Source organism: Kocuria sp. 2SI (genome assembly GCF_005502825.1).
In the GTDB taxonomy this organism is placed as follows: domain Bacteria; phylum Actinomycetota; class Actinomycetes; order Actinomycetales; family Micrococcaceae; genus Kocuria; species Kocuria palustris.
The window spans coordinates 49,818-65,831 of record NZ_SCNB01000015.1; the positions used below are offsets into that span (position 1 = coordinate 49,818).

The window sequence follows — 16,014 nt, forward strand, 5'->3', positions numbered from 1 at the left end:
GCCTGGAGGCCATGGCACGGGACGACGCGGATGACGGGCGCAGGGACGCCCCCTGGGACTTCGATCTGCCGGATCTCGGAGCCTCCACGACCCCCGAGCATCACCGGCGCCGCCGCCGTGCCGAGCAGCAGGAGGCGCCGCAGACCCCGTCCGAGGAACGATCGCAGCCCCGGACGCGCTCGAGCTCCGAGCCCGCGACGCGGTTTTCGCCGCAGCGCACGGGTCGCAGACGGTCCTCCGAGGACCCGCTGGATTTCGAGGGCCTCGACGACGACCCCATCGATCAGGACGACCACGACCTGATCCCGCACTCCGCCGAGGAGCTGTCCACGGTGGGCCCGGGCCCGCGCGGTCCCCAGCTGCCGGACGACGATGACGTCCCCGACGACTTCGGGGCCCCTCAGCCGTACTCCTCTGCTCCGCGCAGCTCAGCCGGTGCAGGGTCCCGCGACGGGGCTGCTTCGTCTTCTTCCGGTGCGCGCTCCTCGCGCGCAGCCTCCGCACCGGAGGACGACCTGCTGCCTGCTTGGGCCACCGGCAAGCCTGCGCGACGGCGCCCGGGCCGCGCCGCCGGGGCGGCTTCATCGAGGGAGCAGGCCGCTCCCGGCGATGCGCTTGAGCACCAGCGCCGAGCCCAGAGCGGTCGTGTCGAGGAGCTGAGCGGTGGGGACCTGGACCGTGAGGAGCGGCGCGGCTCAGCGGGACGTCGTCACGGCCGGCCCGCAGGCGGTGCGCGCCCTGACCGCAGGCGGCACGACGACCACGATCGCGACGCCTGGGGCGACGAGCACGGCTATCCCGAGGACTGGGACGACGAGCGCGGATATGCCGAAGACTGGGACGACGAGGACTGGGCGGAGGCACCGGAGGCTCGGCAGTCGCGGTGGCGCAGCTGGATCGGTGATCCGCAGCGGCTGACCCGCCTGCTGGTCCCGGCAGCTGTGGTGCTGCTGCTGATCGCGGTGGGCATCTGGTCGGTGAACGCGCTCACCGGCGGCTCGGAGACGGCCGAGGACCCCGAGGCGGCGGCCACCGAGGCGGCGCAGTCGGAGGATCCCTTCGACGGCTTCTCCGCGCGCCCGCAGGACGAGACCACCGACGGCGCCAGCGGCCCGGCCGCACAGGCCTGCGGCGATGCCCTGAAGATCACGGGGTCCACGGACCACGAGACCTATGCCGAGGACGCGGACCCGATCCTGATCATGACCATCGAGAACACGGGCGAGGACCCCTGCATGGTCAATGCGGGCACCGCGCGCATGGACTACACGGTCACCTCCGGCTCCGACACGGTCTTCGACTCGAAGCACTGCCAGATCGACGGCCAGGACCGTCCGATCGAGCTCGAGGCCGGGGGCAAGGAGAGCGCCCGGATGCAGTGGAACCGCCAGCGCTCGGCGGAAGGGTGCGCCGAGGATCTCGAGGACGCCGCGGCCGGAGGCTATGAGCTGGAGGTCTCGCTGGGCGAGGACTCCGCGGAGCCGGTCGAGTTCACCCTGAAGTGAGACAGGTCAGGACGGCGGGAAGAAGATCTGCAGGGCCTCCACCAGGCTGGTGACCTCGCGGACGCGGAAGCCGTCGGGGATGCTGCTGAGCCCCTGCGGGCTGGCCGGGACCACGGCGTGGGTGAAGCCCAGCCTGGCGACTTCCCGGATGCGCTGCTCGATCCCCGGAACGGGCCGGACCTCACCGGCCAGGCCGACCTCGCCGAAGCACACGAGGCGCTGGGGCAGGGGCTTGTCCTGTGCGGCCGAGGCCAGTGCCAGCGCGGTGGCCAGGTCCGCGGCGGGCTCGCCGAGGCGCACACCGCCCACGGTCGAGACATAGGCGTCCATGGAGGCCAGTCCCACACCCGCTCGGCGCTGCAGGACGGCCAGCAGCATGGCCACCCGCGAGCTGTCCAGACCGGAGGTGGCGCGGCGCGGCTGGGCGGTCGAGGACTGGTCCAGCAGCGCCTGGACCTCCGCCAGCAGGGGGCGCCGCCCCTCCATGGTCACGGTGAGGCAGGTCCCGGACACCGGATGCGCGGTGCGCGAGACGAACAGCCCGGAGGGATCCGAGACCGAGCGGATGCCGCTGTCCACGAGCTCGAAGCAGCCGACGTCGTCGGTGGGGCCGTAGCGGTTCTTGACCGCGCGCAGCAGCCGGATGCTCGAGTGCTTCTGGCCCTCGAACTGGCAGACCACGTCCACCAGGTGCTCGAGCAGCCGGGGTCCGGCGATGGTCCCCTCCTTGGTCACGTGCCCCACGAGCAGCACGGTCATGCCCCGCGACTTGGCCGCGGCGATCAGGGAGGCGGCGACCTCCCGCACCTGGGTCACGCCGCCGGCGGAGCCGTCGACCTCGGCGCTGGCCAGGGTCTGGACGGAGTCCACGACCAGGACCTCCGGCGACAGTGCCTCCACCTGTCCCAGTGCGGTGGACAGATCCGTCTCCGAGGTGAGGTAGAGGGAATCAGCCAGCGCGCCCACGCGGTCGGCGCGCAGCTTCACCTGGGCCGCGGATTCCTCACCCGTGATGTACAGGACCGAGCGCGGACCGCGCGGTGCGGTGCCCTGGGCCACGCGAGCCGCGACGTCCAGCAGGAGGGTGGACTTGCCGACGCCCGGCTCCCCGGCCAGCAGGATCACCGCGCCGGGCACGAGCCCGCCGCCCAGGACGCGATCGAGCTCTCCGACGCCGGTGGGGACGCTGGTGGCCTGGGTGGCGTCCACCTGGGCGATGGGCTTGGCGGGATCGGCGATCGAGCGGGCCGGGGTGGTGCGGGCCTTGTGCTCGCCGACCTCCTCCATGGTCCCCCAGGCCTGGCATTCGGCGCAGCGGCCCACCCACTTGACGGTGCTCCACCCGCATTCCGTGCAGCGGTATCCCGAGGAGCTGCGCTTGGACCTGGTGCTCATGCCGTCGACCTCATGGCTCACACGCTAGGAACCGGGTCCGACAGCACAGCGGGTGCTCACATGCGGTCCCAGTCGTCGAGGGCCGGCAGGTGGGCGATGGCGTCCTCGTGGTCCATGTTGGTGGCCTCGAGGAGGTCCACCGCCAGCGGCCGCATGAGCAGCACAAGGGTCTGGCCCTCGAGGGTCTGCACGCCCATGTCCTGGGGGTTCAGGCGCTCGGCCACGGTGATCAGCTCGTTGCGCGCCTGGCGCAGGAACGATTCGCGCGACTCCCGCTGAGGGACGGCCAGGGCGCGGCCCACCGTGTCGGTCGAATCCGCCATGTCCCTCAGGCATTCGGAGATCGACTCGATGGCAGCCGGTGCCAGGGTGACGTGGTTGATGACCCCGGCCACCCGGCGCACCAGCACCCGGCTGTCGCGCGCGGCCAGGTCCAGGTAGTGCGCCGAGATCGCGATCTGCTCGATCTCCGAGCGGTGGCGCCGATGCACGGGCGCTGCCGCGGCGATCTCCTGGGAGGCCTGCAGCGCGGTCTTCACGGAATCGATCTCGGACTGGGTGCGCCGGGCGCGCACCAGGCAGTGCCATGCGGCCGTGGAGTCGTCCTCGGTGATGGCCTGGGCGGCCTCGCGCAGCACGGCGGAGAGCTCATCGGTCAGCCGGCGCACGTGCACACGCGGCTGGCGGCGGGGGTCTGAGGGGACCAGGTAGGCCATGAGCAGGGCGAAGACCCCGCCCACCATGGCATCGGTCGAGCGGGCGAACGCGCCGTCGGACGACGGCGGCAGCATGACGACCAGCAGCGACTGCAGGGCCATCTGCGTGGTGAACAGGACGCCGCTGTCCAGGAACCGGGCCAGCAGGATGGACACCAGCATGACGACGCCGCCCTGCCACGTCCCGACGCCGATGAAGTGGATCAGCACCTCGGCCAGCGCGATGCCGAGCGTGCAGCCGATGGCGACCTCGAGCACGCGCCGGTAGCGCTGCCCGCCCTTGGAGAAGCCGAGGGCCACGGTGGCCGCCGTGGCCGCGAAGATCGGCCCCGTGTGCCCGAGCACGTTCTCGGCGAAGACGAAGGCGCCGATCGCGGCGACCGTGAGCTGCAGGGCCTGCAGGATGTCGCCGCGCAGGCGAGCCCCGCCGGCGCGGGCGCGCTCGCTGAACTCCCTGCCGGCGCGGTGCACCAGCCCGGGACTCTGCTCGGCTTCGCTCATGCGAGCCATCCTAGGTGCATCTGGCCCCCTCGCCGGTGGCACCGAGGGTGCCTCGATGCTGGCCGCTCGGGAGCTTGCGGTCCGCATGACGACGCTCACGCCATCAAAAAATATGTGCTCAGCAATACATAAAGACCGCCGAAGGGTCGGGGAAGTTCACCTTCCGTTCACGGCCTGAGCGGAGTCCGGCTACGTGCCGATCCTAGAGTCGGTGAGCGTTGGGTGGGCTTGGCCGGGAATTCGGGGCCTTCGTCCAGCGCCGCCGGACCTCACCGGCACGTCAGCTTCAGCAGAACCACAGGAACAGGGGCACCACGTGAAGGCTTCTCGCATCGGCCAGAGCGCCGCGATTCTCTCCATCGGCGCTATCGCACTGACCGCTTGCGGCGGCGGCGGCGGCACGACCACGCTGCAGGGCGCGGGCGCGTCCTCGCAGGAGGCGGCCATGAACGCCTGGTCGGATGGCGCCGGCGAGCTGGATCCGGCCGTCGAGGTCCGCTACTCGCCGGATGGCTCCGGCGCCGGCCGCGAGGCCTTCCTGGCCGGCGGCGCGAGCTTCGCCGGCTCGGATGCCGCCATGGACGAGGAGGAGTTCGAGTCCTCCAAGGAGCAGTGCGGCGACAAGGGTGCGTTCAACGTCCCCGCCTACATCTCCCCGATCGCGGTCGGCTTCAACCTCGAGGGCATCGACTCCCTGAACCTCGACGCCGAGACCATCGCGGGCATCTTCTCCGGCGAGATCACCACCTGGAACGATCCGGCCATCGCCCAGCAGAACCCGGATGCCGATCTGCCGGACACGAACATCACCGTGGTGCACCGCTCGGATGAGTCCGGCACCACCGAGAACTTCACCGACTACCTGCATGCGGCCGCCCCCGAGGCCTGGTCGGACGAGGCCTCCGAGTCCTGGCCGATCTCCGGCCAGGAGAACTCCCAGGGCACCTCCGGCGTGGTCTCCACCGCCTCTGACACGGACGGCGCCATCACTTACGCCGATGCCTCCGCCATCGGCGATCTGGGCACCGTGGCCGTGGGCGTGGGCGAAGACTACGTCGAGTACAGCCCCGACGCTGCCGCTGCGGCCGTCGACGCCTCCCAGCGCGTCGAGGGCGGCGCCGAGAACAACATGGCGCTCGAGCTCGACCGCGACACCGAGGCCGACGGGGCCTACCCGATCATCCTGGTCTCGTACCACATCTACTGCAACGAGTACCAGGATCAGGACACCGCCGACGCGGCCAAGGCCTTCGGCCAGTACGTGGTCTCGGAGGAGGGCCAGCAGGCCTCTGCCGACGCCGCGCACTCCGCTCCGCTGAGCGAGGGAATGCGCCAGGAGGCGCACGACGCGATCGACCAGATCACCGCCGCCGGCTGATCCGCTGCGCGCAGGCCGACCCAGTCGGCATGCGCGCCCCGCGACGGGCCCGTCCGGGCCTCCCTGAGGAGAGATCCCGGGCACGGGCGGGCCCGTCGCTGTGGCCGCTGGCCGCGCAACCACGAGCGGCCCGACGGCCCGCCGACGAAAGCATCTACACCCGAAGGGGTCGAGAATGTCCACCAATGTCTCTGAGAAGAGGCGGCCGGAGCAGAAGCCGGAGGGCTCCCGGGCCTTCGATTCCGGCTCGAAGGGCGGGCGCTTCGGCGACCAGCTCTTCTCCGGTCTGAGCCTGGCCGCAGGCATCCTGATCTTCGTGATCCTGCTTGCGGTCTTCACCTTCCTCGGCTGGAAGTCCGCCGACATCCTGACGATCCCGGGCTCCGCCATCACCGGCGGCGAGGGGTTCTTCGCCTACGTCTACCCGATCGTCCTGGGCACCCTGATGGCGGCCGTGATCGCGCTGCTGATCGCGACCCCGCTGGGCATCCTCGTGGCTCTGTACATCTCACACTTCGCCCCGCCCAAGGTCGCCAAGCCGGTCGGCTACGTGATCGACCTGCTCGCGGCCATCCCCTCGGTCGTCTACGGCGCCTGGGGCATGACGGTGCTGGCTCCGGCGCTGGTGCCGTTCTACAACTGGCTCGCCGAGAGCTTCGGGTGGATCCCGCTGCTCGAGGGGCCGGCCTCGAACACCGGGCGCACCATGCTCACCGCGGGTGTGGTGCTGGCGATCATGATCCTGCCGATCATCACCGCCATGTCCCGCGAGCTGTTCGTCCAGACGCCCAAGCTGCACGAGGAGGCCTCGCTGGCCCTCGGCGCCACCCGACTCGAGATGATCGGCCAGGCCGTCATGCCGTTCGCCCGGGCGGGCATCGTCTCCTCCGTCATGCTGGCCCTGGGCCGTGCACTCGGCGAGACCATGGCCGTGGCGCTGGTGCTCTCCACCGGCGGCTTGCAGTGGTCGCTGATCCGCACGGGCAACAACACCATCGCCGCGGAGATCGCGCTGAACTACCCGGAGGCCTTCGGCAACCGGTTCACCGAGCTCATCGCCGCCGGCTTCGTGCTCTTCATCATCACGCTGATCGTGAACCTCGCAGCACGCGCGATCACCGCCCGCTACAAGGAATTCTCGGGGGCAAACTGATGTCGACCAACACCACTGAGCAGCGCTCCGAGACCCGGAGCCCCAAGAATCAGAACTCGCTCACGTCGGGTCAGCGCCCCAAGTGGCTGATCCCGGCCATCCTCGTCGGCTCGATCGTCGTCGGAGCCGCCCTGGCCGCCCTCGTGAGCTTCAGCGTCGCACTGTGGGCCCTGTTCGCGGCCGTGGTCTTCCTGATCGCCGCTCCGATCGCGGTCACCTCGATCGAGGGCTCCCGTCAGGGCAAGAATGCGGCCCTGACCTATCTGGTCTACGGCGCCTTCATCGTGGCGGTCATCCCGCTGATCTCGGTGATCTGGACCGTGCTCTTCCGCGGTATCCCCACGCTGTCGCCGGAGCTGCTGACCACCACCATGTCCAGCGTGACCGCCATCGACGATCAGCAGAGCGTCGAGAACGGCACGGGCGTCCAGGGCGGCATCCTGCACGCCATCGTGGGCAGCGTGATCGTGACCCTGTGCGCCACGATCATCTCGGTCCCGATCGGCCTGCTGACGGCCATCTACCAGGTCGAGTACTCCAACGGCAACACGCTGTCGAAGATCATCACCTTCCTGGTGGACGTCATGACCGGCATCCCGTCGATCGTCGCCGGCCTGTTCGCCTCGGCCCTCTTCACGATCATCCTGGGTCAGCAGGGCGTGCGCATGGGCATCGTCGGCGCGATCGCGCTGACCGTGCTGATGATCCCCACCGTGGTGAAGTCCACGGAGGAGATGCTGAAGGTCGTGCCCAATGAGCTGAGAGAAGCCTCATATGCCCTGGGAGTGCGCAAGTGGCGTACGATTCTGAAGGTGGTCATCCCCACCGCGATCTCGGGCATCGCCGCCGGCGTCACGCTGGCCATCGCCCGAGTGATCGGTGAGACGGCACCGCTGATGGTGACGATCGGCTTCCTGGACTCCATGAACGCGAATCCGTTCCACGACTGGATGTCCTCGTTGCCGACCTTCATCTACCAGCAGCTGATGCGCCCGATCTCGCCGACCACGCCTGATCCGTCCACGGATCGCGCGTGGGCTGCCGCGCTCGTGCTGATCGTCTTCGTCATGCTGCTGAACCTGGCGGCACGACTGATCGCCAACGCCTTCGCACCCAAGACCGCTGGTCGCTGAACCCTCCGCCGACTGAGAAAGAAGCTCTGAACCACATGTCGAAGCGAATCGACGTCGAGAACCTCGATGTCTTCTACGGAGATTTCCGCGCCGTCGAGGGCGTGAACATCGATATCGATCCCAACACCGTGACGGCCTTCATCGGCCCGTCCGGCTGCGGCAAGTCCACGGTGCTGCGCTCCCTGAACCGCATGCACGAGGTCATCCCCGGCGCCTACACCACGGGCAAGGTCCTGATCGACGGCGAGGACGTGTACGGCCGCGGCGTCGATCCGGTGACCGTCCGCTCCACGATCGGGATGGTCTTCCAGCGCCCGAACCCGTTCCCCACCATGTCCATCCGCGACAACGTGCTGGCCGGCGTGAAGCTGAACAACAAGGCGATCTCCAAGAAGGACGCCGACGAGCTCGTGGAGTCGTCCCTGCGCGGCTCCAACCTCTGGAACGAGGTCAAGGACCGTCTGGACCGCCCGGGGTCGGGCCTGTCCGGCGGCCAGCAGCAGCGTCTGTGCATCGCCCGCGCGATCGCCGTGAAGCCCGAGATCATCCTGATGGACGAGCCCTGCTCGGCCCTGGACCCGATCTCGACCATCGCGATCGAGGACCTGATCCACGACCTCAAGAAGGACTTCACGGTCGTGATCGTGACTCACAACATGCAGCAGGCCCAGCGCGTGGCCGACCGCACCGCCTTCTTCAACCTGGAGGCCACCGGCAAGCCCGGCAAGCTCGTGGAGTACAACGACACCACGAACATCTTCCAGAACCCGCAGCAGCAGGCCACCGAGGACTACGTCTCCGGTCGCTTCGGCTGATCGGCAGGGCCTGCCCGCGCAGGCTCCTCAGAGGCACTCAGCGCCCCCGCTCGGATGGATCCGAGCGGGGGCGCTGTCATTCTCGGACGGCGTGCCCGGGAGCTGATCGAGCGGTCCCGCGGCGTGCGTCGGGGGCAGGAAGCGCAGCGGCGACAGCCGGGGAAGGCAGGGGTCCTTCAGAGGCTCAGCAGGGGGGAGGCCGCAGTGACCAGCACGGCGCTGGCGGCGGCGCAGGCGGGGATCGTGATGATCCAGCAGCCGATGACCTGGGCGACGACCACGTGGTGCGTGGAGCGGAAGCGCTGGTTGACGCCTGCGCCGAGCACGGCGGCGGCGGTCGTCTGCGAGGTGGACATCTGCACGTCCGAGCCCAGCGCCACGGGCAGCAGCAGGGCGCCGGCCACGGCCTGGGCGGTGGCCCCGCGCACGGCATCGGGGCGGACCATGCGGGAGGAGATCGTGCGGGCGATCTGCCAGCCGCCCAGCAGGCTGCCGCCGGCCAGGCACAGGGCCACGACGACGTCGATCGCGACGGCGGCCTCGGGCGCCTCGAGAGCAGAGAGGCCTGACAGCCCCGCGACGGCGGTGACCAGGGCGATCATGCGCGGTCCGTGGATCACGCCGTGGCCGAGGTTGATGGCGGTGGCGCCGATGGCCAGGGCCACGCGCGCCGAGAGGGTGACCTGGTCGGCCTCGAACCGACTGGCTAGGTGAACCACGGGGATCAGCAGTACCCAGGACAGGGCGAAGGCGACCAGCGGGCCCAGGACCACGGGCAGGAGCAGAAGGCCCAGGGGCCAGGCCGCGCTCGGGGGATAGCTGGTCAGGCCCAGGGCCCCGGCGGTCAGGGAGGCTGCGAGCAGGGAGCTGGTCAGGGTGGCGCCCATGGAGGCGGGCAGGCCGCGCTGCCACGTGAGAAGGGCCCAGGCGATGCTCACGATGAGCGCGCTGGCGACCACCAGCAGTCCCGTGCGCGGATCCGGGACCAGCGTCTCCAGATTCTCGGTGGCCGGCTGCATGGGCACCAGCAGCGCCACCAGCGCCACGCCCAGGACGTTGAGCACCGCGGCCATCACCAGCGCCGTGCCAGCAGTCAGGGCCCGATGGCGCACGGGCATGGCGATCGCGTTGGAGACGTCGTGCCCGGAGCTGATGACGGCGAAGGCCAGAGCCAGGACGAGGACGGCGGCGGAGGCTGCGAGCAGCACGGATCAGGCCTCGGAGATGCTGATGCGCCCGACCTCGTGGGCCAGCGCCGTCATGGAGCGGGCGGCCTCGTGCAGCTGATCGGCGGTCTGCAGCGACTCGAAGGCCTCTGCTGGCTCCAGCTCCCGGAACAGCTGCTGCCGGTGCACCAGGAACGTCCGCTCGGTCTGCTTGCGGAGGCGGTGCATGTCGAACCAGTACTCGTCGAGCCCCTCGAGCGTGCGCAGCCGCAGCACGGCAGTGCGCGAGAGCGAGGCCATGCGGCTGATGCTGGAGAGCTGCTCCGTGGTGTGGGCGCCGTGGGAGAGACGGTGCGGGTCGACGGCAAGGGCCTCGACGCACAGCTGGAGGTGCTCGGAGGCCTCCGCCAGGTGGCTGCTGAGGATGTAGATGTCCGAACGGGGCAGGGGCAGGGCGTAGGTGGTGCGAGCCGAGGTCATGGCCCCGAAGTGCAGATCCGCGGTCCGGGTGCCGATGCTGCTGGTCTGAGCCTGCAGCTCGGCCACGCGATCACCCTCGGCGGGGAGCATCTCGGAGCAGCAGCGCACCGCTTCCTGCACCTGATCGCTGAGCTGCGCCAGGGTGTGCAGCACCCCGCTGTCCTCGGGGAAGACACGCAGTGCCATGGAGCCATGCCTTCGGTCGATGGAGCGGATGAGCCCGCAGTGCGGCGGCTGCGGGACCTGGTCAGGGACCGGCTCGTGGCCGATCGATGGTTGAGGGGTGCCGGACCGGGAGCGCCTCTCGGCGTGTGGCCGCTCGAGGCGGCTGAATGATGGAGCCCGGGGCTGCCGCAGCCCGGCACCTGGCATCCATTGTACGGGCCGCCCCCGGTGATGGGTCAAAGCCGCCGACGGGGCCGGGGTCCGCGCCGGCTCCGCGCGATCCCGACGTGGGTCCGAGCCCGACGACACGGTCCGGATCACTGCCCTGGCGGTGCGGGCCCATCGCCGGTCGGGCGCCTGCCGGGCTCTCGGTCCGGCAACGCCTCAGTCGAGCGAGCCGGCCCGCCAGGCCCGAGCGGCGGCCTCGAGATCATCAGCGGTGCGCTCGAGGCGCTTGGCCCCGGCGATCTCCTGGCGCGCCATCCGCTCGCCGTCCAGCTCGGCGGCCGCAGCCTCGACGGCGAGCTCGCCTGCGGCGGGACTGCTCGGAAGGCGCTCGGTGGTGCGTCGGGTCTCGTCGTCCGATGCCCAGGGATCGCCCAGACGGGTGCGGCCGAGCGCTGTGACGCGGCAGAAGGCGGCGAAGCGCTCCAGGGCGACGTCGAAGTCGCCGTTCCAGGCGCCCGAGAGGATCGCGTCGGCCATCTCCCGGATCTCCGCGGCCCGGGGCGGGTCGGCCACCCCGGCCACCACGTAGGAGACCTGCGCCGTGTCGCGCCCGGCCTCGAACCACCTGCTCAGGCGCACCGGATCCGCCTGCACAGCAGAGCGCAGGGCGTAGAGCCGCCACAGCGCCCCGGGAAGGCTGACAGGAGGGGCCTCCGACCACAGGGCGGCCAGGCCGTCGAGGCCCTCGGTGTCCGTGAACTCGACGAGCCGGCGCCTGACCTCGGGATCCTCGTGCCCGCGACCGCGGTGCAGCACGGCCGCAGCGGTGACGTGGGCGGCCTCGGCGAGCACGGCGGGATCGACCCCGCCGATCCTCTGGTCGAAGAGGGCGGGGTCGAACTTCACCGGGCGGTGATGATCACGAGCAGACATGCCTCCAGCGTACGACCGCTGCTGCCGGTCGCATCAGGCCGCACGGGTCCGATCAGCGCTCAGCCGAAGCCCCGTGCGAGCAGACCAGAGCTCAGTCCTCGACCGGGGTCTCGTTCCAGTGGTCGCCGGGCTCCCAGCCGATGTTGGCGCGCAGGGCGGTCTCCAGGTCCTCCGAGGCGGCCCGGGCCATCGAGCGCCACAGCTCCAGAGCTGCGGCGGGCTCCTCCTGCTCCAGCGCCTGCAGGGCAGGGGCGTCGAGCACGCGCACCACCAGGTCGGTGCCGGCCACGGCCTGCACGCTCAGCCGCTCGTCGCTGACGCCCGAAGAGCGGAAGACGGTGCCCGGGCGCATGCGGCGCACGACCGAGCCGTCCTCGTGGGAGCCGTGCGGGATCATCTCCACGAGGCCCTCGACCACCAGGACCACCGCGGACTCGCCGGGCTCCAGGTCCAGCACGGGCTCGCCCTCGCGGACCCGCAGCTCCTGGGCGCGCGACCAGATCGTCTCGGCGATCTCGTCGTCGGTGTCGCGCAGCAGGTCGGTGGAGCGCGCGGCCTCGATGGTGGACTCGGCGTCCAGATCGGGCATCTCGTCGGCGTCGGAGGCGGTGGCGTCGTCGCGTCGGCGCAGCTGCTCGATCAGCTGATCCTCCACGTGCGCCAGGGCCTCTTCGCGGGTGGCGAAGACCGTGAGGTTCTCCGGCTTGGTCGTGGTGCGGATCTTGCGCGCCGCCGAGATGGCAGGCAGCGAGTCGGTATAGGGGTTGGACGGGCCATCGGGGTCGTCGTCGGGCTCGTCCTTCCAGATGTCCTCCCAGACGGTGTCCCAGGCGTTGTGCCAGTCGTCGGTCCAGGGGTCGCCCACGACCAGGGCGACGTCGCGGCCGGCCTCGCACAGCTCTGTGGCGGTCACGGCGATCAGGTGGCGGCCGAAGCCGGCGATCTGATCGACGTCGGACAGGTCCAGGATCACGGAGCTGGCCGTCTGCGCGGACTGGCGCAGGGCGCGCACCGTCTCCTCCGTGCCCGGGAACAGGAGGTTGCCCTGGATCTCGATCACGGCCACGTCCGAGGCCAGCTCGCTCAGGGCCCGGCGCGAGTCCTCATCGCGGTGGGTCAGGGAGCGGGCATCGGCCAGGGAGTGGATGGAGCGCACGGTGCGCTTGGACGGGCGCGGGCCGCGGGCGAAGTGCAGGTCCATGGCCTGGGAGATGCGCTCGCAGGCGGCCGTGCCGCGCACGCTGTTGCCGTGCTGATCCAGCGGCGGGGCGAACGTGGCCACGGCCAGCTGGCCCGGGACCACCGCGATGATGCCGCCGCCCACGCCGGACTTGCCGGGCAGGCCCACGCGCACGAACCACTCGCCGGCGTCGTCGTACATGCCGCAGGAGTTCATCACCGACAGCACGCGCTCGACCGTGACCGGCTCCATGACGCGCTCGTCGGTGAACGGATTGCGCCCGCCGGCGGCCAGGGTGGCGCCCATGATCGCCAGGTCTCGGGTGTCGACCATGACGGAGCACTGGGCGAAGTAGTCCTCCAGCGCCTGGGTGGGGTCCTCCTCGATGATCCCGACGGAGCTGAGCATCCAGCCCAGCGCGCGGTTGCGGTCGCCCTCCTTGTGCTCCTGGGAGTAGACGTCGGGATCCATCATCAGCTCGCGCCCGGCGAAGGCCGAGAACAGCTGCCGGACGCGCTCGCGGCGGGCGGTGCCGCGGTGCGGGTCCACGAGCCAGGAGGCGGTGATCGCCCCGGCATTGATCATGGCGTTGGCCGGGCGGTTGGTCTCCGGATGCAGCGAGATGCGGTTGAAGGACTCGCCGCTGGGCTCCACATCGATCTTGGCGTCCACGCCCCCGAAGCCGCGGTCCTCGATCGCCAGCCCGTAGACGAAGGCCTTGGAGATCGACTGGATGGAGAAGCAGTCGCGGCTGTCGCCGGCCTCGTAGATGTGCCCGTCGGCGGTGGCGACCACGACGGCCAGCTTCTCCGGATCGGCGTTGGCCAGCGCCGGGATCGACGACGACGGCTCGCCCTCGGTCAGCTCGCGGACCTCATCCAGCACGGCCGCCAGGGCGCCCTCGATGGGCGACGGGCCGAAGAGCTTCTCCGACTCCGACCACTCGGGGCTCGGGCGCTGGGTGTCGGCCCAGCCCAGCGGGTCGCCGTTCTCGTCGAGCTGGTAGGAGGTGCTCTGATCGTCGTCGGTGTTCTGGGCGGTCTCGTGGCGCTGCTGCCTGTCGTGGGAGGTCACGGGACGACGGTACCGGGTCGGGCGGCGGATGCCGATTTCTCAGCCGAGGCCCATGCGGTGCCTGGTCTACGATGGTGGGCGTCGTCCGCACGTCCGGGCGGCGGTGGGGCCCTTAGCTCAGCTGGCAGAGCAGTGGACTTTTAATCCATGGGTCGTGGGTTCGATCCCCACAGGGCCCACTCCTTTTCCCCAGCCCCCGCAGCGACACGGTCGCTGCGGGGGCTTCGTCGTGCCTGGAGCAACTCCGGTCCCAGCAGGTCCGCCAATGAGATGTCGAGCCAAGCGGCGATCTCGACAAGCTCGGAGATCGAGAACTCCCTACTGCCGTTCAGCCGGACACTGACCGCGCTCTTGGCGATTCCCATGTGCCGAGCGAGGTCGCTTTGGGTACGGCGTTTGCGCCCCAGCCATGCACGGACTTCATCGCTGACGTGGTGGGCGACGGGATTGTCGCGCTGGTCCTGCGGCGTCGTAGTCATGGCGAGATTGTATCGCGGTGCGTGGCCAAGGTGCGCTCCAGGCGACACGACGTTCTCGAAACAAGATTGATGATCTTGACATAGGGTTCTCAAATCGAGCACGCTGATCGCATGACGAAGCAGAAGCAGCTCGCGCTCCAGATCCGATCCCGGCTGGCGCTGCGCGACATGACTCAGAAGCAGCTCGGTGAGGCGCTCGGGCTCGGTCACGCGGCCGTCTCGGCACGCATGAACGGGCACAAGGACTTCACCTACACGGAACTGATGAAGACGGCGGAGGTGCTCGGGGTCTCGCTCCGAGATCTGCTGCCGGATGAGGAGAAGGAGATGCAGCGATGAGCGAGACGACGATGACGACGAGCCCGCAGCCGCTGACTGAGGCGGATGCGCGGGAGCTGACTGACCAGATTGCCGAGGGGCTGGCTGATGTCCACTCGCTGATCGTGCAGGCCTGGGAAGGCCGCGTGTGGGAGCCGCTGGGCTACGAGACGTGGGACGCCTGGATCGACGCGAACTTCCGTGGGCTCCAGCTGCGCCCGCCGCGTGAGCAGCGCGACGAGGTCGTGCAGTCGATGCGCGAGGCCGGCATGAGCATGCGGGCGATCTCGCAGGCGACGGATCTGTCCTACAGCACGGTGCAGCGTGTCGCACGGGCAGGTGACCCAAATGGGTCACCTGAGGAGTCCTCGAACGTCGTGGGCCTGGATGGCAAGTCCTACAAGAAGCCCAAGAAGTCGGCTCCGACGGCGGAGCACGCTGCCGAGTTCGCCGACGTCTCCCTGGACGGGCTCGGGATCCCGATGGTCGATCCCGCGAATCTGCCTGGTGCGGATGCCGATCAGGTGCTCTCCGGGGACGTCTTGGACCCGGAGGCGGCATCGGGGCAGGAGTCGACCCCGACGGAATCGGCCTGGTGGGAGGAGCCGCGACAGGCGCTGCTCGAGGCTGAGTCTCGTTGCGCGGCACTGCTGAAGCAGCGGAAGGCGGAGCCTCGTCTGACTGAGGATCCGCAGGATCCGGGGCCGTCCCAGCTGACGATGGCCGCAGCTCGGACCGTGCTGGCAGCCGGCGGTGTGATCGTCGATCTCGGTGTTGAAGACCTCGATGGCGAGTCGCAGGAAGCGCTGCGGAAGGTGCTCTCGACGGTGATGACGTCGCTGGACGGTGTGATCGGCGATCTGGAGGAGGCCGAGGATGACAGCTGAGCGCACAGAAAACGATGCGCGCCCGGCGGCATCCGGACGCGCATCACATCAGCAGGAAATCCAGGACTTAGGAGGATGAAGCGTCCTGGGTTTGGTTCCGATCCAACTGAAGGAGAATCGGAACATGCCCAAGAAGTTCAGTCCCGAGCTGCGTGAGCGTGCTGTGAGGATGGTCCTGGAGCGCCAGGCCGCTGAGGGCGGGCCTCGCTCGCACTCGATCCGGGTGATCGGCCCGCAGGTCGGTGTCGGAGAGGAGACACTGCGGATGTGGTGCAACCGCCACGGCCACGAGATCGCACCCGCCGCGGCAGGTGAGACCCCGGAGCAGGAGATCCGCCGCCTGCGACGCGAACTGGCCGAGGCCAGACGCGCTAACGAGATGGCGCATTCAAGCGGTGGGCGCAAGGAACTCTGCGAGCTTCTCTGATGGTGTCAGATAGCCCAATGTCTTCCGAGGGCGTCCGTTGAGGCTGTCCTGGATCGCGTCCAACTCCTCGCGGCTGACGACGCTCAGGTCGGTGCCTTTGGGCAGGTACTGGCGCAGCAGGCCGTTGGTGTTCTCGTTGCT

The 16,014-nt window shown here is 69.8% G+C and carries 16 protein-coding genes and 1 tRNA gene; 9 read left to right on the plus strand and 8 right to left on the minus strand.

Going from position 1 to position 16,014, the window contains the following annotated elements:
* The first annotated feature begins 11 nt into the window (after positions 1-11).
* Positions 12-1,505: a hypothetical protein gene (locus FFS25_RS13805; protein WP_249933850.1), complete on the plus strand. Its 1,494-nt coding sequence runs from the start codon at positions 12-14 to the stop codon at positions 1,503-1,505.
* 6 nt (positions 1,506-1,511) lie between these two features.
* On the opposite strand, the gene radA is transcribed toward FFS25_RS13805, so the two are convergent.
* Positions 1,512-2,900, minus strand: coding sequence for a DNA repair protein RadA (radA, locus tag FFS25_RS09570; RefSeq protein ID WP_137802744.1), 1,389 nt, complete (start codon positions 2,898-2,900; stop codon positions 1,512-1,514).
* A gap of 56 nt (positions 2,901-2,956) precedes the next feature.
* Positions 2,957-4,117: an FUSC family protein gene (locus FFS25_RS09575; RefSeq protein ID WP_137802745.1), complete on the minus strand. Its 1,161-nt coding sequence runs from the start codon at positions 4,115-4,117 to the stop codon at positions 2,957-2,959.
* Between the two features lie 316 nt (positions 4,118-4,433).
* Between FFS25_RS09575 and pstS the strand changes: the two genes are divergently transcribed.
* From pstS to pstB, 4 genes are all read left to right on the plus strand, one after another.
* The gene (gene pstS / locus FFS25_RS09580) at positions 4,434-5,495 is read left to right on the plus strand and encodes a phosphate ABC transporter substrate-binding protein PstS (RefSeq protein ID WP_137802746.1); all 1,062 of its coding nucleotides are present in this window, start codon (positions 4,434-4,436) and stop codon (positions 5,493-5,495) included.
* Positions 5,496-5,670: 175 nt separating this feature from the next.
* Positions 5,671-6,648, plus strand: coding sequence for a phosphate ABC transporter permease subunit PstC (gene pstC, locus FFS25_RS09585; RefSeq protein ID WP_137802747.1), 978 nt, complete (start codon positions 5,671-5,673; stop codon positions 6,646-6,648).
* Complete coding sequence (gene pstA, locus FFS25_RS09590) at positions 6,648-7,781, plus strand: phosphate ABC transporter permease PstA (RefSeq protein ID WP_137802748.1); 1,134 nt, start codon at positions 6,648-6,650, stop codon at positions 7,779-7,781. The genes pstC and pstA overlap by 1 nt, the downstream gene beginning before the upstream one ends.
* A 35-nt stretch (positions 7,782-7,816) precedes the next feature.
* Positions 7,817-8,596, plus strand: a complete 780-nt coding sequence (gene pstB, locus FFS25_RS09595; RefSeq protein WP_053446833.1) for a phosphate ABC transporter ATP-binding protein PstB — start codon at positions 7,817-7,819, stop codon at positions 8,594-8,596.
* A gap of 176 nt (positions 8,597-8,772) precedes the next feature.
* Here the strand turns inward: pstB and FFS25_RS09600 are convergent, their stop codons facing one another.
* The 4 genes from FFS25_RS09600 to glsA all read right to left on the minus strand — a co-directional run bounded on the left by FFS25_RS09600 (position 8,773) and on the right by glsA (position 13,762).
* A complete protein-coding gene (locus FFS25_RS09600; protein WP_137802749.1) occupies positions 8,773-9,804 on the minus strand; it encodes an inorganic phosphate transporter in 1,032 nt (343 codons plus the stop codon).
* A 3-nt stretch (positions 9,805-9,807) separates the two neighbouring features.
* Entirely contained in the window at positions 9,808-10,428 is a 621-nt protein-coding gene (locus tag FFS25_RS09605; protein WP_137802750.1) for a hypothetical protein, read from the minus strand.
* Between the two features lie 363 nt (positions 10,429-10,791).
* The gene (locus FFS25_RS09610) at positions 10,792-11,508 is read right to left on the minus strand and encodes a hypothetical protein (RefSeq protein ID WP_006213574.1); all 717 of its coding nucleotides are present in this window, start codon (positions 11,506-11,508) and stop codon (positions 10,792-10,794) included.
* Positions 11,509-11,599: 91 nt separating this feature from the next.
* Complete coding sequence (gene glsA / locus FFS25_RS09615) at positions 11,600-13,762, minus strand: glutaminase A (RefSeq protein WP_137802751.1); 2,163 nt, start codon at positions 13,760-13,762, stop codon at positions 11,600-11,602.
* Positions 13,763-13,868: 106 nt separating this feature from the next.
* On the opposite strand from glsA, the gene FFS25_RS09620 reads away from it, so the two are divergent.
* Positions 13,869-13,941: transfer RNA gene (locus tag FFS25_RS09620), tRNA-Lys, on the plus strand.
* Here FFS25_RS09620 and FFS25_RS14155 read toward each other — a convergent pair.
* Complete coding sequence (locus FFS25_RS14155; RefSeq protein WP_137802759.1) at positions 13,903-14,241, minus strand: helix-turn-helix domain-containing protein; 339 nt, start codon at positions 14,239-14,241, stop codon at positions 13,903-13,905. The genes FFS25_RS09620 and FFS25_RS14155 overlap by 39 nt on opposite strands.
* A gap of 111 nt (positions 14,242-14,352) precedes the next feature.
* Between FFS25_RS14155 and FFS25_RS09630 the strand changes: the two genes are divergently transcribed.
* The 3 genes from FFS25_RS09630 (at position 14,353) to FFS25_RS09640 (ending at position 15,873) form a co-directional block, all read left to right on the plus strand.
* Positions 14,353-14,580, plus strand: coding sequence for a helix-turn-helix domain-containing protein (locus FFS25_RS09630; RefSeq protein ID WP_058872135.1), 228 nt, complete (start codon positions 14,353-14,355; stop codon positions 14,578-14,580).
* A complete protein-coding gene (locus FFS25_RS09635) occupies positions 14,577-15,446 on the plus strand; it encodes a hypothetical protein (RefSeq protein ID WP_137802752.1) in 870 nt (289 codons plus the stop codon). The genes FFS25_RS09630 and FFS25_RS09635 overlap by 4 nt, the downstream gene beginning before the upstream one ends.
* 124 nt (positions 15,447-15,570) lie before the next feature.
* Positions 15,571-15,873: a transposase gene (locus FFS25_RS09640; protein ID WP_137802753.1), complete on the plus strand. Its 303-nt coding sequence runs from the start codon at positions 15,571-15,573 to the stop codon at positions 15,871-15,873.
* Here the strand turns inward: FFS25_RS09640 and FFS25_RS09645 are convergent.
* The coding region (locus FFS25_RS09645) for an IS30 family transposase (protein ID WP_137802754.1) at positions 15,835-16,014 on the minus strand (180 nt) is incomplete at its 5' end. The two genes, FFS25_RS09640 and FFS25_RS09645, sit on opposite strands and share 39 nt — an antisense overlap.

What these genes read in the sequence shown, in the direction of transcription:
- pstA (WP_137802748.1), top strand. Translation starts at nt 6,648, where the DNA reads ATGTCGACCAACACCACTGAGCAGCGCTCCGAGACCCGGAGCCCCAAG.
- FFS25_RS14155 (WP_137802759.1), bottom strand. Translation starts at nt 14,241, where the DNA reads ATGACTACGACGCCGCAGGACCAGCGCGACAATCCCGTCGCCCACCAC.
- pstB (WP_053446833.1), top strand. Translation starts at nt 7,817, where the DNA reads ATGTCGAAGCGAATCGACGTCGAGAACCTCGATGTCTTCTACGGAGAT.
- FFS25_RS09630 (WP_058872135.1), top strand. Translation starts at nt 14,353, where the DNA reads ATGACGAAGCAGAAGCAGCTCGCGCTCCAGATCCGATCCCGGCTGGCG.
- FFS25_RS13805 (WP_249933850.1), top strand. Translation starts at nt 12, where the DNA reads ATGGCACGGGACGACGCGGATGACGGGCGCAGGGACGCCCCCTGGGAC.
- FFS25_RS09575 (WP_137802745.1), bottom strand. Translation starts at nt 4,117, where the DNA reads ATGAGCGAAGCCGAGCAGAGTCCCGGGCTGGTGCACCGCGCCGGCAGG.
- FFS25_RS09610 (WP_006213574.1), bottom strand. Translation starts at nt 11,508, where the DNA reads ATGTCTGCTCGTGATCATCACCGCCCGGTGAAGTTCGACCCCGCCCTC.
- pstC (WP_137802747.1), top strand. Translation starts at nt 5,671, where the DNA reads ATGTCCACCAATGTCTCTGAGAAGAGGCGGCCGGAGCAGAAGCCGGAG.
- radA (WP_137802744.1), bottom strand. Translation starts at nt 2,900, where the DNA reads ATGAGCACCAGGTCCAAGCGCAGCTCCTCGGGATACCGCTGCACGGAA.
- FFS25_RS09605 (WP_137802750.1), bottom strand. Translation starts at nt 10,428, where the DNA reads ATGGCACTGCGTGTCTTCCCCGAGGACAGCGGGGTGCTGCACACCCTG.
- FFS25_RS09640 (WP_137802753.1), top strand. Translation starts at nt 15,571, where the DNA reads ATGCCCAAGAAGTTCAGTCCCGAGCTGCGTGAGCGTGCTGTGAGGATG.
- FFS25_RS09635 (WP_137802752.1), top strand. Translation starts at nt 14,577, where the DNA reads ATGAGCGAGACGACGATGACGACGAGCCCGCAGCCGCTGACTGAGGCG.